The sequence below is a fragment of the Novipirellula sp. genome (genome assembly GCF_041583735.1).
Classification (GTDB): Bacteria; Planctomycetota; Planctomycetia; order Pirellulales; family Pirellulaceae; genus Novipirellula.
Genome location: NZ_JBFHFD010000026.1, coordinates 1 through 23675, shown reverse-complemented (window position 1 = coordinate 23675; position 23675 = coordinate 1). Strand labels below are relative to the sequence as shown.

Sequence of the window (23675 nt, the reverse complement as noted above, 5' to 3'; positions counted from 1 at the left end):
AAAAGTTCAGACCAAGCCAAGAGTTCACGCAAAGTAACGGTCACGTGGATTGCAGTGGTCGGCCCATCCCCCCCAACAGCGATCAAGATGCCGTATTGGAATTGCGCTGAAGACTGCAACCGCATAAACGCGTCTGCAACCGCATGAACGGACGCGGCGAATCAGACTGGTTCCCGTTCAAGCGGGATCGAGCGATCGGTTTTCGCCAGAATCAGACTCAACGACATGAAACATGCGTTCTAGCCGCGTCACCGCAAAGACTTCTTGAACCGCTTCGCCGACCTCGGTAAGGATCAATTTTACCCCCAATTTACGTGCTTTACGGTTGATCTCAATCAACTCGTTGACCCCCACGCTACTTAGCCTGTCGACGCCCCCCAGGTCCAGCTTCAACGTCTGGACTGGATTGCTTTGGAGTGGCTCGGATTCGGTTTGCCAGCGCATCCAGCGAACCAAGTCTTGCGAGAGCTTTCTCGCGGTTTTCAGGGAGTTAAGTTGTTGGGTCGAGCAAGAGACGGTCTGTTCCGGTCCTTTGTTTTTAAAGAGATCTCGATGCGGTTTATCTGCAGGATTCGCAGTGTGATTGATGGGGACGTTTCCTAAATTGCTCATACTTCTCTGTGTTTTTTGTTCGCAGAGTGGATTACCGATTCCCGGTAAGTTTGGGTAAGCATACCCGAAAACCAAGCCATCGGCAACCAAAAGCGTGGCGCCCCTCAACGATCACGTCTCACCGAACACGGCGAATCGACAGCAGTCCTGGCTCAGATGCATCCAGAGTCTACTGCGAGAGGCTTTCCGGCTTTACACATTTTGCGGGTTACGCTTTCTGTGGCGCATCGACCTCGTACAGCACGATCACGAGCACATCATTCGCTGCAAAACTGCTTAAAGGTCCTCCGGACGAGTTGGGCGAACCGGACATGTTTCCAGTGATCGAAATCACACGTGCGCCACTCTTTCGCATCCAGCGATTGATTTGGTACTCCATGTCCGCGACTTCGGTATCCACGCTTTTGAACATTTTGATTTGATGCATAGGACGTCCTCGTTGCTATTGGGTTGGATCTTGTTGGGTCGCAATATTGTCGTCCGAAACGAATGACGACGGAAGAAGTAGAGTGATATAGAAGTGGGGTAAATTTCCGTTGATGTTGCGAATGTGCCAAGAGGGGTCACTACCGCGAGGGGCGCACAGCACATGCAACTGCTAAGACCGCAATATGTTAGCGTGATTCAAGCGTCTCGTCGTCGTCGACCACCGCAGTACTCAGCGGCCGGAACGCTTTGGGAGGCGGTTCATTTTCAGGTTCCCAAATTCGCAGCGTCACTTCATCGATCATCACTTCGCCATCCCCCATCAATTCGAACATCACGCTAACTTCGGTTTCTTCGAGCGTTTGACGATACAAGCGAACGGGTGTCCACGCCGACCGGCCTCGCACTAACACGCCCATTTCTTGGCCGCCGATCGAATCGTACACTAGCACTCCTTGATGCGGTCGCCCAAAACCAATCGTTCGCACAAGCGCATCCATCCGAACCGCGGTATGAGCGGGGACACGGACGGAGGGGCTGCGGATTTGGATCACGGTTCCCTCGTAACCACCCGGCAGCGGGTCGTCCGCAATCGCGGTCGCACGCGCCAACAGCGCGCCGGGTCCCGCGTAGGATCCACGACTGGCAAACACCACTTCGCTTTTCGCTCGGCCCTCGAGTCGCTTGCCAAATTTCCAGCGTTCTTCGTTCAACGATTCGGCGGTATCAAGTGCGCCCGCGGTCAGAAAATTGCGGCTCCAACCGCGATCTTGAGTTAACGGATACCACATCGTCTGGACTTCGGCCGCGCCGCAATCGATTGGTGGACAACTGGTGGGCCGTGGCCAATCGGGCATCAATGTTTCCGCAAGCTGCCATTCGCTACGCAGCGCCCATGCGTCGGCGCGACGTGCCATACGCAAGGTTGCATCGGAATCCCCGGCGCGATACAGCGGTTCGGCTTCGGCAAGCGTTCGTCCGGCGACGTCAATCAAATCCATCGGCGCAGCACGATTGCCGACCCGCGATGCCGAGACGGTCTGCCACTGGTTGCGTGTTTGGCGAACCAAGTCACCGGCAAGCTGCCAACGATCCAGCGCGGCTTGGCGGGCAAACCGTGCTGCGGATTGGCTCAATGCGCCCCCCACGCTGGGATCGCTGCTGATCACAATAATCTCTGCAGCATCCGGTGACACAATTGACAACCGTGCTCCGGTAGCCGTGACGTCGGCGGCCAATCGCTGTGCGGTGAAATTCGTCAATCGCCAGATCGTCTTTTTGGAATCGGTCGGCGACAGGACCAACTCGAGTGTCTGGCCATCACCCGCCAAGACTTCCGAACCACGTGATGTCTTTGACGTCAGCAGCACGACGTCGACATCGTCTTTTGATAGCCGGGTGCAGTAATAGGGAGCCCCTGTGACACGAAGCGGCGTCACCGGCGTCGCGCCGGCAATCCACGGCTCCAGCATTGCGATCATGCGATTCACATAGCTCAGCGCCATCGAACGCTGCGTGTCCAGCTCGGTGCCGGAGGCCAATGAATGAGTCGAACGAAACAGAATCGCATGCGGTGCAATCTCGAGACTTCGCATCGCTTGTAGCCACATCGAGTGCCATCGAAAGCCGCTCGGTTGCGGAGCACCGATGGAATCGGCGATCGCTTGCGTTTGCCGCAGCGTCCGTTCAGGCGGCATGCTCATCACTCCCGCTGCCATTTGCACCCGGTCGCCGACGCGGCGAGCAAAATGGGTCATTTCAGCGACTTCCTCTTCGGCGGTTAAGCCTCGTGCCCGGATCGGCATCTCATGCACCATCGCGTCCATGATCGTCATGTAACGCCGATAACTTTCCGAAGGAGCACCGACAATCGGACGCTGCCACGGACCGGGGAATGCACGAAGCCGACGTGCTGTTAAATCCGCCGCGTCGACTCGTGTCGAGTCAAGTGCTTCGTTATGTCCGATGTACCAAGCGGCAACCGGTTGAAGCAGCGATTGCAGCGCGGGATCGGGTGCCGACGGGGCGGGCGCATAGATTGCCACTCGCGTTTGGATCGCTTCATTCAAAAGCAGTGCATCGGGAGGCGACGAGAGTTGGACAGCATCGAAGCCGAGCGAACGTACCCACGCCAGCGGTTCACCGTTGTGCTGTAGGATACGTGTGACCTTGCCATTAGGAAACACATTCATGCGACTCGCGTCGTCCGGAATCGACGCGGCCTGCGGATCGACGCGGCTCGCTGCGGCGCGATCGTCATCATGCCCGGACGTCGCCGGATGTGGCACCGTCGCGCGGGAAACATCACTAACGCTGACAATCCCGTCGACTCGCAATTCATCGAGTCGCAGCGCGGTGACGCCTACTCCGCTATAAGCGTTCACGATCACGGCATCGACGTAAGGATCTTTTAAATTCACATCCGCGCCATGCTCGCCACGCAGCGCCATGGTTTTCAGCCGTAGCGGACGCTCGATCATGCCAATCCCAATCGTGGCATACTGGCCGGAATCGTTATAGCTTGCCCCGTAAACGATCACCGACGCAGGTCGTCGCGAAGGTTCGGGACGCAAGTAGGGAAATCGAACGCGAAAACCGATTCGTGCGCCTGGTCGGGCGCTCATCACGGCGACGTTTGCCGTCAATCCATCGATCGGAACGATCGGCTCGATCGGGTACGCCAACACCGCTTCGGTGCCATGGGTCGCGTTGATCGTCACCACTTCGCATGCGCGGCCGTCGATTCCCCCGTCCGCCAAATGTTTGTGCGTCAGAATCCGTGCATCGCAATCGGAGGTGTCCAGCTGCCAACGCGGCGGGTACGCATCGAGCGAATCATACAATTGGGCGCAACAGCGCGGTACGCTTAACGCCAATCCCGCAACCGCAAAAACCAACCCGCGAAGCACAACGCGCAGGGTTTGCCAAGACGGTTTGACCGACGACGATTTGGATTCGGATTGCCTTGGCAAGGACATTGATCGTTGACCACAGGGCTCGGACTCGGAACAATCAGCCACAGTTGCTCGTTCGTCTTCCGCCACGGTGAACTTTCACCTGTGCGACAACCCGCTACCAGCAACTCACAGCCGAGATGTACGGCAAATGCGACAGCGTGTTGAAAAAAAAACACATCCCGTCGAAAGCCGTCTCTAAAAACGTAAAACGTTTCCATACCAAGATTTAGGGCATCAAGCCAAGAGGAAGTCGGTTGAAAAAATGCAACGTTGCATTTTGACATCAACACCGACCGAATCATCCTAAGTCATTAACTGGAAACGCCTTACAATCGAATCAGAACTCTCGGCCAGGGAATCGGCACTTCGAATGCGATGGATAGCAAAGCATTACAAGACACCACTTGCTGATTTCACTCTACGGAGCACAACCGAATGCCTAAGACCATTGGATCGACCAACAAGCTGAACGAAGACACTCCTGTGGAGCTGCAAGAGATGATCAACGCGATTAATTCGCTTCCCGCCCGCTACCGCGATGCAGTGGCTCCGGCATTGGACCGCGTGGTCGAGTGCAGCACCCGTCGTCGACGCATCCTGAACTTGGTTCAAGAAGCGTTGTCACAGCTTCGCTTGGACATGAAGTACTTGATCTTCGACCTGGAAGCGACCCGCCGCGAACGCGACTCGTACCGCGAGCAACTCGAAGAACGCGGCCAAGGCTAACCCCTGCCCAACAGACGTGTCCGCCAACCGCTGTTCACTCAATTCCCAGCACCTTTGCCGGGAAAGGCTCAGGCGGCCGCGGTCCAGTTGGAGTGATTTTCTCGAAGATTGAACCCAACCTGTTTTTCACGACGTCAATCTGCTCACTTGCTTTGCCAGCGGGTGGCTCTGCGGGCAAGTTACGAGCGTCCAACAGTTTGCTGTCCTTGCGGAACAAACGCCACGATCCGTCAAACAGATTCTCGCCCTTGCCCGCGATCCCGTGATGTACCCATGCTCTCGGGGTACCGACGCGACCATGAATCTGCGGCGCGATACTGCGTCCATCTAGCGATAGCGAGGCGGGGATCGCGGTCCCCGTCAATTCGCAAAAGGTCGGAAACAGGTCGACGACATCCACTAAGTCGTCACAGACGCCGCCGCCAGCCACCGATTTTGGCCCCCACACGATCAGCGGCACATGCGTGCCAGCATCGTTCAGCTGAAACTTGCCGCCGTTGACGTTCCCCGCGATTGTATGCCGAGTGTGTTTGAGTTCACGGGGTTGCCCCGACTTGGGATTTTTGAAATCCACGTCGTGCGTCCCGTTGTCGCCCATAAACACCACATAGGTGTTGTCTCGAATCCCAAGCGTTTCGACGGCATCGAGCAACCGCCCCACCAATTTGTCCATGTAATGGATCATGTTCCCAAGCTGGGCCTGCCGTCCAAGTGCTCGATCGTCTGGTGTTTCGATGATCGGATCATGCGGCAGCAGTTCATTGTGCAGAATGAAGAACGGTTTGCCTGCGGCTTTGGCCTCGGTCATCTGCTCGATCACATAGTCGGCTAACACATCGGGACCAAAACGATCGGCAATGTCTCCGCGAACGCGGCCATCTTCGTTCAGCGTGGGGTTCCAATGACGCAGTGTCTTGTTTCCGTCACGCCAAATCTGCCAAATGCACCATGAATCAAAGCCGGCATCCCGGACATGGTCGGGCCATACCTGCAGTGTCGCCAATTGCCACTTTCCGGTAACGCTTGTCGTGTAGCCGCCGGATCGCAGCAGCTGGGCAAACGTCGGCAGCTTTTGAAAATCTACTTTTTGACGCGTTCCATGGTGGACCGGTAATACGCCAAGATGTCCATGCCGGGTCGTATAGAGTCCGGTGTGCAGGCTGACTCGCGACGGCGTACACACAGGGCTGGCGTAGGCGCGACTGAATCGGATCCCAGCCGCCGCCATCTGATCGAGACGCGGCGTCTTGAAATCCAGTCCACCATAACAATTTAACGCTTCATAGCCGATATCGTCGGCATAGATCATCAAAACATTAGGCTTCTCGGCAGCGTTCAAGTGGATCGCAAACGCGCCGTTCCAGCAGAGCAAGACAGCCATCAAGTACAAGAGAGTTATTTTCATCGAGCAAGTCTTTCGAGCATGACGTGAGGGGGGGGAATCTGTCGCCTCGACAACGAGGGAAGCATTCTCGACTGCGATTTGTACCGCCGCAGCTTATTTGCGTTTCGACTTTATAGAGCGAGCGTATTCCCAGCGATCTTTCCACTCGGCAAAAAACGGCTTGTATGCATCGACGTCGGTCCACCATCGCGGCTCGGGATGGTCCGGATCGACTTTGCCGGCGGGATATTCTTTGCCAGCCACGCTCTTTCCGACAGACGCATTCCATGCGACAAGCGCTTGCTGCAAACGTTTTGCCACCTGTGGATGCTTGGACGTCACGTCGGTGGTTTCGGTAGGATCATTTTGCAAGTCGTAAAGCACGAATTTGGACCGATCCAAATTCTCGGCTAGCAATTTGAAGTGATTGTCGATCAACGCCGCCTTATTCGAGAAACGAAAGGGAATCGGTTTTTCACGCGGCCCCAACTCTTTTTCAAAGAGCGGCTTTAGGCTAACGCCATCAAGTTCATTGGGTGCGACGGATTCATCGAGCGACAACAGATCAACGAGCGTCGGAAAGATATCCATCGTACAGGCGGGATAGTTCGTGACGCGTGGTTTGATCATCGCGGGCCACTCGACGATCGCGGGAACACGTAGCCCGCCTTCGTACAAACTTCCCTTGTGGCCTCGCAGTCCGCCTACAGTATCGGGCTTAATCTTTGGCAGTCCTCCATTGTCACTGCAGTACCACACCAAAGTGTTCTCGGCGACCCCGAGCCGCCGCAGCGAGTCTCGCAAGGTCCCGATGCTGCGGTCCATCGCCACCAATTCCCCATAGTGGTGCCGCGAGTCTTTGTCGAGCGATTCAAACGATTTCAAATCGTCATCCCCCGCTAGCCACGGCGAATGAGGTGACCCGAACCAAACTACGGTAAAGAACGGTTGATTCGCTTTGGATTGTCGCGAAATAAAATCGATCGCTTCGGTCATCGCCACGTCCGACGAATCGCCCGTGAATTGTTCGAACTTGCCACGCCGGCTCATCAACGGATCACGATCAAAAAAATTGGTGACCGAAACCCATTGGTCAAAACCAAAATGTCCAGGATGATGTGCGTCGGTGTGCAGGACAGGAACCCCAGGACCACGCAGGCCATTGAGATGCCATTTCCCGAAATGCCCGGTCACATATCCGGCATCCTTCAGCACACTGGCGATCGTGGTCTCTTGCAAACGCAACGCATAACCATGCGACTGAACCCCGGTGCGGTCATTCGATCGTCCTGTCAAAACACTCGCCCGCGTTGGCGAACAAACGGGGGCACCCGCGTAAAAACGATCTAGCCGCAAACCACTCTCTGCCATTGCATCGAGGTGTGGCGTTTTCAAAACGGGGTGGTTGTAATAACCGGTTTGACCCCATCCTTGGTCGTCCGTCATCACCAACACAATGTTGGGGTGCGACGGCGATTTCGCAGCGGCCTGCGTCGGGGCATCGGCGTGACAGTGTCCGCCCCACCGGAAAGCCGCCAGCGATACGGAAACGCAAAGGACCACGAAAAAACGAATTTGGGAACGAACGAGACGGTGGTTTCGAGATGGCATGTTGAGTTCTCAGGCGGGACGCTATTCGTATCGCCACAGCGTAACATGAACCGCATCGACGTGCAGGCAGCAAAGGGCAAATGGAATCGTCAACCCGCCGCGGGACCGCCCCCAAACCGACGACGAGGTATACATGTCCGGGTCAATGATGTGAAAGCGATGCCAAGGATGGCTGTCTTTAAAAACGCCGTGCAATTGCTTCGTGGTGACCGCCGACCGATTATTAGGAGGCATTGCGATGCCGGCATAGTACATCCATCCCGCGGTTGCGGTACGATTCAGCATGTGCAGGACAGCACGAATGAGCCGCGATCGGGGTTGCGGTCCGGCGGAGCGAACGAAGTTCCTCCGCAATTCGTCCTGGATGGCGGTATTTGCCAAGCCCCTTTTTTAATTGTTTCGAAGGCGTGTTTTCTCATGCGGATCCTGCTCACATTGCTTTCGTTAGCCGTGGCGTTTGCAACCGAGGCAAACGCGGGCGATTCCATTCGATTGCCGGTGATCAAAGACAACTCGATTGTCATGGTCGATGGCGAGTGGGACCAGAACGCAGGTCAGCAAGGCCAGATCCGTGTCAAAGGCAACCAGCATATCGTCACCATGGCGTTTGATATGTCCGCCGTCGCGGGCAAACGTGTCAAGCGAGCCACGCTGGTGTGCGTTCAAGGAGAACAACACATTTCCGGTGTCACGCTATCCACGATCGCAAGCCCTTGGGATGAAGCTAGTTCCAACGGTCTGACCGCAGGGATCGAAGGCGTTGACGACTGGGGATACGCGGGTGCTCGGTTTCCGGCCGTCTCTGGCGGGAATGCCTTTACGTTGGTTCATCAGTCGAGGTCTTTGGTCCGTGATGGCAAGTATCATTGGGACGTGCCAGCCGACATGATCCATGTGATGGCGATGGGGCTCGCGGATGGTTTGGCCATTCACGAACACGACGCGGACTATCGGCGAAACCCGACCATTTTCTCGCATCACCAGTCGAGCAAGGAGCCGTACCTACTTGTTGAACTCGACGATTCGGCTGACGCGGATCCCGAGGCTGCCAAAAATCTGCAGTTGGAATCCCCTGATATCGAATCGGCTCAGTTGACGCTGACTTCGCCAATGCATGGTTTTGCTTATGAAGTTACCGTGGATGGCAGTTCGCTCGGCCGACACAACATCCCAATGGTAGTGCCGGGGCGCCCACAAACCATTCCACTTCGCGACCTAGCTTCGTCGATCCCCCCTGACCAACCGTATGAAATCCGCGTTGTCACCCTGAATCGCACAGGCCAACGTTCACCCCCCGCAGTGCTGCGAGGCGTGATCCTGAAGTCGAGACCAGTCGATCGCCCGTCGCTAACGTTTGCACCACCACACCCTTCGCCAATCCCCGGGCTAAGCGTGATTCCGGTCACGGACAAGTTTGATGCGTCGGGAAAGGGGGTAGGAGAACTGCCGGAAAACTATCGGACTCACAATCCGATTTTTGATGGCAAACGAGTGCAACTCACCGCCGCGGCGGGCGAAGTCGTCGGATTCCAGCTGTTGCTGCGAGGCGACGACAGCGAACAAGCATCCGTTAAAGTGCATGTAAATGCACCTGCGTCGCGTGTCGAATTACATCAAGCGGTCTATGTGCCGGCAAACGGCCGGATGATCCCCGATCCACTGTTACCGATGCCAGAGACCGTTTCGCTCAACCCCGATACGGATCAATGCATTGTTGCCGACATCTACATTCCGTTCGATGCATCACCAGGTGTTCGCACAGGGAAAATCACGATCTCCGACGGACGTGTGGTGCCGCTATCAATCAAGGTCCATCCTTTCACATTGCCTCGCCAAGCGACATTTCTGTGCGAGATGAATGGCTATGGACTTCCCGATCACGTCGACGATTACTACGCTTTGCAGCAGATTGCGTATGACCACCGCGTGCACGCCAATATCCTGCACTATTCACACAACACTGCGGCCCCCGGCGCAAGGAAAAGCAACCTTGACATGCGTCTTCGTTCCGGACGACGCATGGACAATCAGCGGTACGATGACATTCAACCGGATTCCAAAACGGGATACTGGAACGATTTTGTAGAAGCCTTCGGGCCGTACATCGATGGTTCGCTGTTCCAAAATGGGCATCGTGGTCCGATCCCGGCACCCGGATTTTACTTGACGTTTCACGAAAGCTGGCCATTGAATTGCCGACCCTATTTCAATGGCGATCTGGACGCCTACCAAGCGTTCAGTGCACACCCTGAGTACGCTCGAACGTACGTCAATATCTTGCAAGACTTTGCGAGACTTGCTGATTCCAAAGGCTGGAATCAAACCGGATTCCAGGTGTACTTCAATAACAAGGGATCGCTCGACCAAACGACGAAAGCGCCGTGGATTCTGGATGAACCGACCAGCTTTTGGGATTTCCGGGCGCTACAGTTTTATGGAGAGTTAACCGATCGCGGCCGCGAAGTCGCAGCAGACGTGCAGATCGATTATCGCATCGACATTTCGCGTCCCGAATATTGCCGAGGCCAGTTGCACGACCGCGATGATCTTTGGGTTGTCTCCTCCGCCGCGTACCAAAACTACCGGCGTCTGGTCACCGACCGCATGCAGCGTGATGGACTGAAGGCGTGGGTTTATGGAACCACGAATCACGTCCACGAGAGCAATCGCAACGTCCAAGCCTGGGCACTGGACGCATGGCAATACGGAGCAACCGGAATCGTTCCCTGGCAAACGGTCAACAAAACCGGCAGTGCATTGACGAACGCCGATCAGTTGGGACTGTTTATCTTCGCCAAAGATCCTGATGGCCAAACGGTCGTTCGTCACTCGATGCGGCTAAAAGCCTATCGAGATGCACAGCAATTGATCGAGTACCTGAACCTGCTGCAGCAACGACGGGGTTGGACTCAGCAGCAGATGCGACGATTTGTCAACCAATACGTCGACCTGAACGTTCAGGTTCACAAAACCGATGAGGTGGACGCCGGAACGTCGGCATACGGTAGGCTGTCGTCAACGGGGCTAGAGAGTCTTCGACTGGCAACGGCAAAGCTGTTGGCGGCCGGCTAAGCCCGGACTCGCATCGATCAAGAATCAGCGTCGCAACGCTCATGCAATAACGAGCGTCGTGGACGCTTGCAAAAGATCCTTTGCGGGTAAAGTGATCTTTACCAAGATTTACTACCGCAAGACTCGGCGGGCGTTTGGATCAGGGCTTCGAGTCGAGCGACAAGCACAAACGCGGGACAAACCGTGCTTATCAACGGCGGGTCGCCGGTCACCCCCTCCCCTAAATTTATTCGAAACGGCCAAGGCTATTGGTCGAAAATGGGGGCGGGATCGGGTACGATTTTGCTTACGTCCCCTTTCTGGAAGCCCATTTGAATCAAAACATGATCGACCCAAACGCCCCACCGCAATCTCCGCAATCCTTGTCCACCTCCCCCACGCTGTGGCAAACGTATCGGCCGCACATTATTTCCGCAGTGCTGCTGATCGTGTTCGGAGGGATCGCGGTGGCGATGATCAACAGCGGTGGGGAACGCCGAAGAGCGGCCGAGCCGATGCAAATCCGCGACCGTTGACCGTACACTCTCAATTTGTGGGGGCATTTTGCACGCTTCGTTTCGTTGATCCGCGAAGTTATCGCACCAGCCGGATCCCGAGTGGCAACGCGTCTCCAAAAATCGCGGCTTCCTCTTCGCTTTCGAGCCGTCCACCGTTTCTCAATAATTCAAGGTAATGAGGCGGCGCCGATCGGCTCGCAAGATATTCGATCACTTCGTCTCGCACTTGCGGTGCCAAGTCGCGATAACGGTCACCGGTTTTACGTGCGATCTGAACCAGCGCCAGCATCCAAACCGATTCATGCGCGGCCGCATCGGTGCTGCGGTCCAAGCGAATCAATGACTCGACCCAGTTCGCAACCTCGTGTGCCCCGACGCATCCATTCAGCGGACCATACAGCGGTTGACGACTGCCCAAACGACCGATCGCCCATAGTAGCGCATGACGGATTTTTTCGTTCTTCTTGTGCAAGACCGCTTCGATCGCAACTCGTCCTAGCGTGACTTTATCGCTAACGGCCAAACGTTCCAAAGATCCGATCAATCGCCACGCTTCGGCAGCCTCGTGGGGCTCGACTTTTCGCGTTCGATTTTTTAGAGCACTGATCCATGGCGCGGCGAGTTGAGCTTGTTGTCCCGCAGTCAAACCGCCGGAAATCCGTCGCCACAAGATCATCGATTCGGTACGCGATGCGGCGGCGGGGAACACCAATTTGTTGTGCACACACCGCCACACTTGCGAGACTCGCCAATCATCAACGGCAACGCCGTATCCCGGCCGCAAACAGAATCCGACGAGATTGAGCCAACGTGATTCGTGCTGCGGCGATTGACGACGGCCTTGTTGATTGTCAAGCAGAAATTGCCATTGGTCGCGAAGCAGCGACGGAGGCCAATCGTTGCGATGCGTTTCGGTAATCTCTTGCAACCGCTTTACCAACTGGTTGGGTTTCCATTTTGTCTCCGAGTCACCAAACACGTTTTGAATCGCCTCAGCACACTCGGCCGCGGTGTCCGAATCCACGATTCCACGAGCTTCGCCGGTTCCGGTGTGGGCATCCCGGTCGGTTTCCAGCGTGCTGCGAATATCGAACTCCAGACGCCAACGTTTGCTCGATTCACTATCGACGCAGTACAAACCGACCGTCCCAATCTCACTCAACTCGGCTTCAATCACCACATTGATCGTTTCGTCCTTGCGTCGTTTGCCCTGCACCAATGCGGTACAAATCGGAGGCAATGGCGAAAATTCTTTGCGATCGATTTCAATCAAAGCTCCTACCGGATCGGCCAACCGCGTACTGCTGACCCACAACGGAAACTGCACCGGCGCCCCGATTTGCAATTCCAGCGGATGTCCATCGGCGCGGAATCGTTGGCCTGCTTCGGCAGTGCCGGGAATCAAACATAACCCTCGTGGTGGGTGGTCAGCGACTTGCATGTAATAGGAGCGTCCAAGATTTGCGGCGATTCGAACTCCGTGCCCGCGCCGCACGCCTGCGTAATAGGCAGCACCTTGCGCGACTGCCAAATCGAGCCGCGGCGAATCCAATACCCCCGGCTTCCAATCGGCATCGTCCCCGGCGAACCATCGCGACAACGAATCCACAATTCGCTGGCGAACCGCAGGTGCTGACATCACGCCGCCGTTGAACAATACCAGTGCCGGTCGTTCCGCCGAATCATCGTCTTGTTCATCCAGTCCCGTGCGGCGGTGAGTATGCAGGAATTCGGCCAGATGTCGGGTAATCGCCGCATCCGCCGCGTAGGGCAACCCAAACTCTTGAAATCCACTATCGCCCGCAATGGCGGTTGCGTCCAACTCGACCATCGGAAAGAAACCATCCATCAGCGCCGCATCGATCTCCGCCGCCGTGACTTCGACCTGGATGCTACCGCCAACCAATCGAGAGCCTTCCGAGGGCAGATGAATCGTGTACGATTCAGGGCGATCATGTTGCAGCATCGTTTCCTTGACCGTCCGCGAAACCTGAACTAAACGATCCCACTGACTCGGCGACAATGCGCTGCTTGTTCCCGAAGCGATGATTTTTGCTTCGGCGAGTTTTGCTACCGCTAAATCCAAGTTGTCGCCCCCGAGAATCAAATGATCCCCGACCGCAACGCGGTGGAACTGGATTTGGTCTCCCGATTCACCCGCCGCGCGAACGCGGATCAGGGTCAAGTCGGTGGTGCCACCGCCGATATCGCAGACCAAAATTAATTGCCCCGGCTGAACACGGCTCTGCCATTGGTCTTGTTGACGGTCGATCCAGGCATAGAACGCGGCTTGCGGTTCTTCGATTAAATAGACTCGCGATAGCCCCGCTTTTTTCGCGGCCGCCACGGTTAATTCCCTCGCCACCTCGTCAAACGAGGCGGGCAGCGTGATCACCACGTCTTGCTGAGCGAGCGGATCATCGGGGTGCGAGTGATCCCATGCGGACCGCAGATGTTCCAAATAGCGAGCCGACGCATCGACCGGCGACAACCGTGTCACGTCGGCATCGCCGTGCCAGGGCAAAAGATCGGCGGTGCGATCGACGCCTTCGTGCGACAGCCAACTTTTCGCCGATGCGGCTCGTCGGCCCGGATGACGGTGCCCCGCATCGCGGGCCAGCACTCCGACGCAAAAGGGCGTGACCTCGTTTTGCCAAGGCAACCGATGACCACCCGCACTTTCGTCCGCAGTCAATTCATAGTGAAACGAAGGCAACGTCTCTCGATTCTCGCATTGCCCGAAGTCAATCCACTGAGTGATCGGAAACGTCTCGGTGGTCCAGCGATCCTTTTCTGTATCAATAAAACAGAGAGCGCAGTTCGTCGTTCCTAGATCGATCCCGATCACATAGCGTGAAGGTCGAGTTCCAAGTTCATCAGCAATGGGATCAGAGTTTGACACAACGAGCGTATTAATGAGGGAAGATTCTTGCAGTGGCGAACAATTGGCCGATCAGACACTTGGGGGATCTCCGCCCGCCAAGGCTTTTCAGGTTATACTGCGAAAGCAATTTCTGCCATCCGCTGACCTATCAATCCCTCTTTCCCTAGTGACGCTGATTATGTCGGATTCCGCCTCCCAAACTCAAAACAATGCTTCCGCGGCAAACGCGACCAACGTTCCACCGGCTGTGGGGCACACGAATCCGCGACTCTGGAATCGGCGTCAAGCAGTGGCGGGGTCCATCGCGACCGCAGCCGCATTGGTGGGTGCCGCGTCTAACGCGGCAGCCCCTCAGGAAGACGGCCGAAACAGGAACGCGCATTCGGGCGGCAATCAAGCTGACCGGGCCACTGCAAAAAAGACCAACCCGATCGCGGTGTCAACCTATTCTTATTGGCGGTACCGCGACGACAGTAAGTTATCGATCGAAGAATGCATTGACTTGGCAGCGGACACCGGGTTCGACGCGGTTGAGATTCTGCATGTGCAGATGCAGGACGAATCTAACGCGACACTACAACGGATCAAGCAACGCGCCTTTCGACGCGGCATGTCCTTGTGTGGTTTTTCCACTCATCAATCGTTTGTTTCCCCGGACGCTGCAAAGCGTCAAGAGGCGATCGACCACACCAATCATTGCATTGAACTTGCATATGCGATGGGGATTCCCACGATCCGCGTGAACACAGGACGCTGGGGGACCTCAGGTAGCTTTGACGAGCTGATGAAGAATAAAGGCATCGAACCGCGGTTGGAAGGATACACCGATGACGACGGTTTCAAATGGGTCCGTGATTCGCTCGAGCAATGTTTGCCGACCGCGGAAAAGTGCGGAGTGGTGCTGGGACTCGAAAACCACTGGGGACTGGGGCGGACAGCGGATGGCGTTTTGCGAGTCGTTGGTGAAGTCGATTCCCCCTGGCTGCGAGTGACACTCGATACCGGAAATTTCCTCGAAGACCAATACGCCCAATACAAAAAGCTCGCTCCCGAGGCAGTCTTTGTACAAGCAAAAACCTACTACGGAGGCGGCACTTGGTACACGCTGGAGATCGATTACAACGAGGTCGCCGCGATCCTGAAAGCCGCTAACTATCGCGGCTATATCTCGCTCGAATTCGAGGGCAAAGAGGCTCACGAGACCGCGATCCCCAAGAGTCTTCAGATGCTCCGCAATGCGTTTGCCAACGCGTAGCGGTAAGCGAAATTTGGCAACGTTCTGCGTCTGCGATTGTTTCGGTCGATCGTTTCGGTCGATCGAATCAGCCGATCAAGGTTGTTAGCGGGGCGGCGCAAGCCGCCCGGTGCCATCTACCTTGGCACTGAACGGGTGATGTTTGTAGCGGAGCGGCGCGAGCCGCACGGTCTAATTCAAACGTTTTTCCACGCTGCTAACGGACGGCTTGCGCCGCGAGCGATAACCAATCGGGCGGCTCGCGCCGCACCGCCATTCAAAGTAGATGGCATTGGCCGCTGTGACATGGCGATCTGTGACGTGCCGATCTGTGACGTGCAGTGACAAATTCTAATTGCGGTAGATCGCCCCCGAATAGCGGGTCGGAGTGATTCCGACAACACGTTTGGAGATCCGGCTTGCCAGCACTTTTGCGTCAAGGTGTTCATCCATCGTGAATGGACGTTGCGTGGGCAATCGCTGGAATTCAATTGCCCCTAGGAACGAGATACCGTCGGACAAAGCGATCTTGATACAGGATGGCCGATCTGCCCGTCCGTGTGCCGTAGGGAGCGTGGGTTCCAACAGCAAGTCGTCGCAGGCGTACTTGGCGAAACGACGAATTCCGCCACCTTGTTCAAACAGATCAATCTTGCACGCGTCGGCAAAATCAGGGACGACCAAGTGCACCAAAGCCGCCAAATCATGATCCAGAGAATCAGAAACATTGCGTCCCGCAAGCTGGTCGGCCATGAAATTCAACGCGACCGAGAGTCGATCATCCAATTCGCCCTCTCCATCCAAACTAGGCTTCGTGTCACCATCATGAGCAATCGCTCTGATTCGCTCGACAAATTGTTGGTTGTTCAATTTCATTTTTAGCCCGCTCGCTTCTTCTTTTTCTGTTGGCTACAAACCGTCTCACTTTTGATCGCAAGTTGATTCCGTGTTGACATCAACTTCCAAACGTTAGGGTGTTTTCAAGTAGGCGGTGGATTTCGCCCAGTTCACGTGTCAGTTCCATCGTCCGCGGCGAGAAAGGCGACTTGTCATAGTGCATTTGCACGCTTAACACACTTAGACGTATCTCCAACGATTCGATTGCCTCGGCGACGCGATTCAAATCCTTAACCGCGTCGCTCGAAAGTGACACGTTGCTGCTATGAGAATACATGACTGGTCTCCTACAAAAATGCGGGACGCACTCACTCGGTTTGCCCCAAAATGAATTTCGATGAATCTTTGTTCCTATCGACGACACCAACACCCAGAACGTTACGTTACCATCGCTCGCACCATCGGACTGCAATAAGAAAATATGTCAAGGCGGAAACCGCCAGGAAATCATCTGGTGCAAACTCGCTAACGCTACCGCCTTTTCCTTTCGAATTGGATCGAGCGTTTCCAAAAACGCTCGATTCTGCCGAGCATTGCGATCGTCGTGTGGCTGATTTTGATCATCCGAGATGCGCCACAACAGGAGAGATTCCCGAACTTCTCTCTGGGGGAATCCCCTACTGAACATAAGTGCGGTGGATTCTACTAAGCCCCCTTTAAACGCTACAATAAGGAATGGATTGCTTTGCTGAGACGACGTTTCGCCCTGAACCGACGACCGTTTAGGTTAGCCAGGGGAATCGACAATAAACTCCTTGCCAGCCCGTTTCATGATTCGGCGTACGAATCCAGAATTTTTAGCGGCTTCGTCAGGGTGAATTCCGAACAAGCCAGCAGCAATTGAAGGCAAACAAATTCATATAAAATTAGCGAAAACGTGGAAACATTGTGGGGATGAGTCGAGAGATCCCATCATCGGCGACAAACGAACAGGTAGACTCCGAAGACGGAGATTCTGACCAGACGGCGATTCGTTTTCCGATCGTAGGCGTGGGTGCGTCTGCGGGCGGGCTGGAAGCGTTGCGGCGTTTGCTCGAAGCAATGCCCAATCGGCCGAACGTTGCGCTGGTGATTATCCAGCATCTAGCCCGCGATAAACCGAGCCTCGCACCCGAGCTGCTCGCAAAGTTCACGTCGATGCAAGTGCGGCAAGTTCGCGACCAAATGATCGTCGAGCCGAATTGTGTCTATATCATCCCGCCAGGCGAGTGTTTAGAGATCGAAGCGGGGCGGCTGAAGTTGCTGGCGATGCACGAACCCCGCACCGCGCCGGTGGTCGTCGATCAATTTTTCCGTTCATTAGCCAAGGACCAAGACCGCTGCGCCGTCGGAGTCATCCTGTCAGGCACCGGCAGTGATGGCACGCTGGGGATCAAAGCGATCAAAGAAGCCGGTGGGTTCGTGATTGCCCAAGATCCAAATACCGCCGAATACGACGGGATGCCGACCAGTGCCATTGAAACGGGAATGGTCGATCAGGTGTTGTCACCAGCTGAAATCGTCGCTGCGATCACCTGTTTTGCAAATCACCCCTACTTGTTGCAAAGCCCATCGACTGATCCGGGTGATTCTGCGGAACACGACGAGATCACCGCCAATGTTGATCTTTCGAGTGAATCGCTGGACGCAATTTTGTCGCTATTACAGGACCATTCCCATCGTGACTTTCGCAATTACAAAGAGAGCACGTTGATACGGCGAACACGTCGACGCATGTGCCTGCATCAGATCGAGGATGTTTCGCACTATCTGCAATATCTCAAACAGCACCCTGATGAAATTGCGGCGTTGTCAAAGGATTTGTTGATCAGCGTCACTGATTTTTTTCGAGATGCGGATGCATGGCAGGAACTTGCAACGCATATCATCCCCAGCATTGTGGCATCTAAATCCATCGATCGCGAAACAAGTGACCGGAAGGCAAACACCAACGTTATTCGTGTTTGGATCCCGGGTTGCGCTACGGGCGAAGAAGCCTACACGGTATCAATGCTGTTTCTCGATGAGCTAAGCAAACAGCACAAAGCGTGCACGCTGCAGGTCTTTGCGTCCGACGTGGACAAACATGCACTCAGCTATGCACGCGAGGGACGTTACCCCTGCAGTATCCAAGCGGACGTGTCGCCCCCAAGAATTAAACGATACTTTGTTGTCGACGAGGATGGCGATCACATTCGGGTGAACAAAACGCTTCGCGATGCGGTCGTGTTTGCCGAGCAAAACTTGATTGCGGATCCCCCTTTTTCTCAGCTTGATTTGATTTGTTGTCGCAACGTCTTGATCTATCTAAAACCGGATACGCAAAAACAATTGATGGCGCTGTTTCACTTTGCATTGCGACCGGGCGGTCATCTGATGCTGGGGACGGCCGAGACCGTCGGTCGTCAAGACGATTTGTTTTCAACGATCAGCAAACGCTGGCGAATCTTCCAACGAATAGGTCCCACGCGGCATGATCGTGTTGATTTCCCAATCATGCTGGGGAATACACGACGTGAATTCACCACCACACCTCCTCTGCAACGTCGTGACAAACGGATTGCCCAACTGATCCAAAAACGTTTACTCGACATCGTTGCACCGCGGGCTATTCTGATCAATCGTCACTGGCAAATTCTGTATATCAACGGCGACGTCAATCCTTTCCTGCAACACGCCTCGGGAATTCCTACGGACGATTTGCTGAGCAAGCTTCGCAACGAACTAAAATCGAGGCTTCGCGACGCAGTCCGCAAGTCATTTTCCGAAAAGCAGACGGTCCAAATCAGATGTCGGTTGGATCATGATGGGCATAGCATGCACGTGCCAATCGAGGTTCGTTTGCTAGACGATTCGGAGCATGACGATGCGTTTGCGCTGATTATTTTTGAACGCACCGACCATGCCCTTTCGTCGGGTGAAAACGTCGATTCGCATACCGAAAGCGACGTCGTCCACCTCAACGGCGCCCCGCCACACACCTCAACAAACGACGAAACGGAATCGACGATTCGACACCTTGAAAGTGAAATAAATTCACTCAAAGACGAACTGCAGACTTCGCTTGAGCAGTTTGAAGTTGCTTATGAAGAGTACAAAGCGTCCAACGAAGAGGTGATGAGTGTTAATGAAGAATTGCAAAGCACGAATGAAGAGCTAGAAACAAGCAAAGAGGAACTGCAATCGCTTAACGAAGAACTCGCCACCGTCAATCAAGAATTGGCATCGAAGATCGACGAACTCGAGACGAAACATGCCGACTTGGAAAATCTGATCTCAGCCACGCAAATCCCAACGATCTGTTTAGATAACAATCTCGTCATTCGCTGGTTCACTCCCGCCATGCAATCCTTGATCCGCCTACGCAGTTCGGATCAAGGACGACCGATCTACGAACTTACCCACGACTTTCTTGATGGGGATTTGACGGCGGAATGTACGCATGTACTCGAACAGATGCAGCCGTTTGAAAACGAGGTCAGCTGTCGTGATGGGCGAGTCTTCATCCGCCGTGTGCTACCGTATCGATCGAATGAAAATAATACGGGGGGGGTTGTGGTGACGATGGTTGACATTTCCGCACGCAAAAAACGCGAAGAGGAATTACGAGCGAATGAGGCACAGCTTCGTCACGCGTTAAGAGTTGATGGTATCGGAATTTTGTTTTTCGATGCGAAGGGTACGCTGTTGAATTGCAATGACTGGTTCTTGAAACGCACCGGATACACGAGAAAAGAGGTGCAGTCGCACTCGTTAAAACAGCTGGATCTCGATCCGCCTCCGCAGTGGTTCCACGTTGCGTCAAAGAGCCATGACGAACTCGACAAGACCGGGCACATCATTCCGTACGAGAGAGAATTTCGTTGCAAGAACGGATCATTGCTGTGGATGATGTTTTCGGGACATTCGCGTGAAGATGGCACGATTGTCGCGCAGTGCATTGATATCGGTGAAAGGAAACGAATGGAAGCCAAACTGACGGAGACCGAACAAAAGCTTCGACTTGCTTCCAACGCGGCGAGTTTGGGCTGGTATTCCTATGATGTCATCAATCAAAACTTGTCGTGGTCGAACGAACTACGCAACATCGCCCACTTCACGCCGGACGACCCGGTCACATGTGATCGGATCACCGAAATGGTCTTCCCGGACGATCGCGAACGTTACCACGCCCATCTGTCAACCGCACTGAATCGCTGTGACGAGAATGGCTATCGAGCTGAGTTTCGAGTGGTCAATACTCGAAATGAAATTCGCTGGGTCGAAGATCGTGGCAAAGTGATTTACGCGGACAACGATGGCGAGCGGTCGCCTCGTTTCGCCGTCGGCATGTGGATGGATATCACGGAGCGAAAGCACGCCGAAGAAAGCATTCGCGAGTTAAACCGAACACTCGAAGAGCAAGTGCTACAACGAACCGAATTTCTCGACATTCTGCAGAGTATCACGCGTGTCGCCAATGAAGCGAGGACCGTCGAAACTGCGATGCGCGCGGCTCTGCAGCGGATTGCAACTCACAACGGCTGGCTGATCGGTCATTTATGGCGACTGTGCAGTGACGGCAGTGGACAAATGGAAAGTTCCGGGCTTTGGCATGTCCGAGACGATGCGAAAGAGCGACTGTCTCACTTGCATGACTTTCGTAAACGACGTGGCCAAACGCGATTCACACGTGGCGAAGGGATGATTGGTACGGTGCTGCAGACGGGCGAACCACAATGGGTCGAAGATGCCTTGCTCGATCCGGCACTGCATCGCATTTCAGACCTCGGCTTTCATGCGGCCATTGCCTTTCCCATCACGGTGGATGACGAAGTCGTTGCAATCATGGAATTTCTTTCGGATCAAATCCTTCCGCGTCACGAACGGTTTCTTGAAATCCTTCCCGATGTCGGCATTCAACTTGGTCACGTGATTGCCCGAAAGCGTCTCGAAGAAATCGTCTCTCAAATTTCAGTGATCGAACAACAGCGGATTGGCCGAGAATTGCATGATGGCATTGCGCAACAGTTGACCGGGGGCGCGTTGATCGCAGAATCACTGCGTCGCAATTTACCCGCCGAGATGGAATCGCAACTCGAAAACGTTAAACACCTCAGCGATATCCTCAAGCAAACGCATCAAGACGTCCGCCGGCTATCCGACGGGCTGTTGCCAAATACCATTGATTCGGTTGAACTATTAGCGGGATTACAAGGCCTTGCCGCTGAAACAACACGGCGTTTTAACATTCCGTGTGAATTGCAGGCAACCCAATTCGACGAGTCATATATTACTAACGATGCAGCCGCCTTTGTGATCTATCAAATCGCATGCGAAGCAGTGCACAACGCAGTGAAACACGCCCATGCGAAGCGAATCCGCATCGAAATATCGACCACAAATCAATTTTCGATGACGGTACATGATGACGGAGTCGGCATTTCAGAATTACAACCTAAAACCAATACTAATGGACTGCACATCATGCGGTATCGCGCCGAATCCGTCGGAGGCGAGCTTCATATCGATTCGGTCGCCAACCAGGGCACGTCCGTTACGCTCACCATTCCTCATCGGAGTTGTCGATCATGACTAAGACGCTGTCTACCATCGCACGGATTGCGGTGGTGGACGACCACGGCATCGTCCGTTTTGGCTATTCTCAACTTATCAACCAAGAATCGGACATGAAGGTTTGCGGGATGGCAAGCAGTGAAAAAGAAGGACACACACTGCTGACGAACGAATCCCCTGACCTCGCGATCATTGACTTGTCACTGAAAGAAGGAAATGGACTGGACTTGATTCAATCGATATCCAAAACGATTCCTCAATTGAAAATTTTGGTAATTTCGGCGCATGACGAAAACTTGTATGCGCACCGTGTTTTGGCTGCCGGAGCACGCGGGTACATCAATAAGGAAGAGGCTCCAGAAAAATTGATCGAAGGCATCCACGCTTTGCTGCAAGGCGACTTTTTCTTCAGCGAATCGGTCACCAAAACCCTCATTCGTGGACGCTTAGGAAGTCTAAAACCGGCTGTCGTGCAAGGCCTTGAGTCATTGACGAACCGTGAACTTCAAGTGTTCGAACAGATTGGCAACGGACATAGCACACGTGAAATTGCCGACACCCTCTTTTTGAGCGTGAAAACCATCGAACGGCACAAGGAAAACATCAAAAGCAAACTTCACATCGACCATGCGACCCAATTGGTCCGCCATGCCACACAGTGGGTGATGAGGCGGGGCTACTGATAGCCGGCACGCACCCGCCTAATCCTAATGACAGCGAACTGCGTGCTGCATGAGAGCCTCGGGGTTTACGCCGGTATCAAAGTGCAGCTGAATTGCGTTTTACAAATTTCTGACATTCGCTTCCTCATCCCGACAGACGCCGCAGTGTAAAATCGGAAGCGGGAACGCCCACGATAACTCGGGCGTTCAGCTTCGTTTTCGGTATAAAAACACTCTCGCAGGCGAGATCATCTGATGGGTTCTCTTCGTTGCTGCTTTCTAATCGCGACGTCCGTTGCCTTGCTGGGACACGTTTCTATCGCGGGGGCGGAACCGCCGTCTGACGCTCCGCAGATCACAACGTTGCCGGCTCTGGATCGTGCAATTCACGATGCGATGCAGTCACGTGAATTCAACGATGCTGGCAAGTTGATTGAAAAGGCACTCGCTGAGAAAGCAGTCGAATCACGTGATTATCTGCTCTATCTAAAAGCCAATGCTTTGGCCGAATCGGGTGGCCATGACGACGCCCTCGCTGCTTACGAGACGCTTGAAAAACAATATCCTGACAGCGTTTGGGTACCACGGGCTCGCTTTGGCCGCGCTCATGTGATGGTGTTGCGTCACCAGTACAAAGACGCCGGTGCGATCTACGCCGCCGAAGCCCAACGTTTGCTCTCGCGTGATCGCAAAGACGAACTCGCAAAACTGTACCTTGAATATGCCGATCGTTACTTTGATGGCATCGCGTCGGAGGATCCATCAAACCTGAAAAAGCCTGATTACAAACAAGCGCTTACCTACTACAGCGAAGCAGTGAAACTTGGCCCGTCCGCCTCGCTGCGACAAACGATTGAATTCCGTATCGCCCGTTGCCAGGAAGAATTGCAGTCGTATGCAGCGGCGAGTTTAGCCTACCAAGCATTCTTGAATAAGTATCAACACGACGATCCCGAACCGGACGCGGCGGTGCCGCCGACCACCCTTGCCGAGGCGACATTTCGGCTAGGCGATGTCGAACTGAAACTCGGCAAAAACGCGGAGGCACGCAAAACGTGGCAGGACTTCTTGAGTTCATGGAAGGCGATCGACGCCGGTGAAGACACCGTAGCGATTGATGAATACCTGGCTCGCGCGGAATACGAGATCGCACACACTTATGGTCTTCCGACCCCAGC

At 54.5% G+C, this 23675-nt stretch carries 16 protein-coding genes; 7 read left to right on the top strand and 9 right to left on the bottom strand.

The window, feature by feature from the left end; all coding sequences use genetic code 11:
- Positions 1-177: 177 nt before the first annotated feature.
- The 3 genes from ABX962_RS03975 to ABX962_RS03965 form a co-directional block, all read right to left on the bottom strand.
- Positions 178-612: an STAS domain-containing protein gene (locus ABX962_RS03975; RefSeq protein ID WP_372716838.1), complete on the bottom strand. Its 435-nt coding sequence runs from the start codon at positions 610-612 to the stop codon at positions 178-180.
- Positions 613-820: 208 nt separating this feature from the next.
- Complete coding sequence (locus ABX962_RS03970; protein WP_372716836.1) at positions 821-1039, bottom strand: hypothetical protein; 219 nt, start codon at positions 1037-1039, stop codon at positions 821-823.
- Between the two features lie 187 nt (positions 1040-1226).
- Positions 1227-4016 (bottom strand): hypothetical protein, encoded by a 2790-nt coding sequence (locus ABX962_RS03965; RefSeq protein ID WP_372716834.1) that lies wholly within the window; start codon positions 4014-4016, stop codon positions 1227-1229.
- 414 nt (positions 4017-4430) lie between these two features.
- Between ABX962_RS03965 and ABX962_RS03960 the strand changes: the two genes are divergently transcribed.
- Entirely contained in the window at positions 4431-4721 is a 291-nt protein-coding gene (locus ABX962_RS03960; RefSeq protein WP_339942104.1) for a transcriptional regulator, read from the top strand.
- A 34-nt stretch (positions 4722-4755) separates the two neighbouring features.
- Here ABX962_RS03960 and ABX962_RS03955 read toward each other — a convergent pair whose 3' ends face one another.
- The 3 genes from ABX962_RS03955 to ABX962_RS03945 form a co-directional block, all read right to left on the bottom strand.
- The gene (locus ABX962_RS03955) at positions 4756-6126 is read right to left on the bottom strand and encodes a sulfatase-like hydrolase/transferase (RefSeq protein WP_372716832.1); all 1371 of its coding nucleotides are present in this window, start codon (positions 6124-6126) and stop codon (positions 4756-4758) included.
- A 93-nt stretch (positions 6127-6219) separates the two neighbouring features.
- Complete coding sequence (locus ABX962_RS03950; protein WP_372716830.1) at positions 6220-7716, bottom strand: sulfatase; 1497 nt, start codon at positions 7714-7716, stop codon at positions 6220-6222.
- A gap of 21 nt (positions 7717-7737) precedes the next feature.
- Complete coding sequence (locus tag ABX962_RS03945) at positions 7738-8001, bottom strand: hypothetical protein (protein WP_372716828.1); 264 nt, start codon at positions 7999-8001, stop codon at positions 7738-7740.
- Between the two features lie 132 nt (positions 8002-8133).
- Here ABX962_RS03945 and ABX962_RS03940 point away from each other — a divergent pair, with 132 nt between their 5' ends.
- On the top strand, positions 8134-10788 hold the full coding sequence (locus ABX962_RS03940) for a hypothetical protein (RefSeq protein ID WP_372716827.1): 2655 nt from the start codon (positions 8134-8136) through the stop codon (positions 10786-10788).
- 323 nt (positions 10789-11111) lie between these two features.
- Entirely contained in the window at positions 11112-11303 is a 192-nt protein-coding gene (locus tag ABX962_RS03935; protein ID WP_372716825.1) for a hypothetical protein, read from the top strand.
- A 58-nt stretch (positions 11304-11361) separates the two neighbouring features.
- Here ABX962_RS03935 and ABX962_RS03930 read toward each other — a convergent pair whose 3' ends face one another.
- Positions 11362-14187 carry an Hsp70 family protein gene (locus ABX962_RS03930; RefSeq protein WP_372716823.1) on the bottom strand — a complete coding sequence of 942 codons (2826 nt, stop codon included), beginning with the start codon at positions 14185-14187 and terminating at the stop codon, positions 11362-11364.
- Between the two features lie 160 nt (positions 14188-14347).
- Between ABX962_RS03930 and ABX962_RS03925 the strand changes: the two genes are divergently transcribed.
- A complete protein-coding gene (locus tag ABX962_RS03925; RefSeq protein ID WP_372716821.1) occupies positions 14348-15424 on the top strand; it encodes a sugar phosphate isomerase/epimerase family protein in 1077 nt (358 codons plus the stop codon).
- A 330-nt stretch (positions 15425-15754) separates the two neighbouring features.
- On the opposite strand, the gene ABX962_RS03920 is transcribed toward ABX962_RS03925, so the two are convergent.
- Complete coding sequence (locus ABX962_RS03920; protein ID WP_372716819.1) at positions 15755-16279, bottom strand: hypothetical protein; 525 nt, start codon at positions 16277-16279, stop codon at positions 15755-15757.
- A 79-nt stretch (positions 16280-16358) separates the two neighbouring features.
- Entirely contained in the window at positions 16359-16577 is a 219-nt protein-coding gene (locus ABX962_RS03915; protein WP_372716817.1) for a hypothetical protein, read from the bottom strand.
- A gap of 617 nt (positions 16578-17194) precedes the next feature.
- Here ABX962_RS03915 and ABX962_RS03910 point away from each other — a divergent pair.
- The 3 genes from ABX962_RS03910 to ABX962_RS03900 all read left to right on the top strand — a co-directional run.
- Positions 17195-21853: a chemotaxis protein CheB gene (locus tag ABX962_RS03910; protein WP_372716815.1), complete on the top strand. Its 4659-nt coding sequence runs from the start codon at positions 17195-17197 to the stop codon at positions 21851-21853.
- A complete protein-coding gene (locus ABX962_RS03905) occupies positions 21850-22518 on the top strand; it encodes a response regulator (protein WP_372716813.1) in 669 nt (222 codons plus the stop codon). The genes ABX962_RS03910 and ABX962_RS03905 overlap by 4 nt, the downstream gene beginning before the upstream one ends.
- A 234-nt stretch (positions 22519-22752) precedes the next feature.
- Positions 22753-23675, top strand: a 923-nt coding sequence (locus ABX962_RS03900; RefSeq protein ID WP_372716811.1) for a tol-pal system YbgF family protein, incomplete at its 3' end; no start/stop codon positions are given.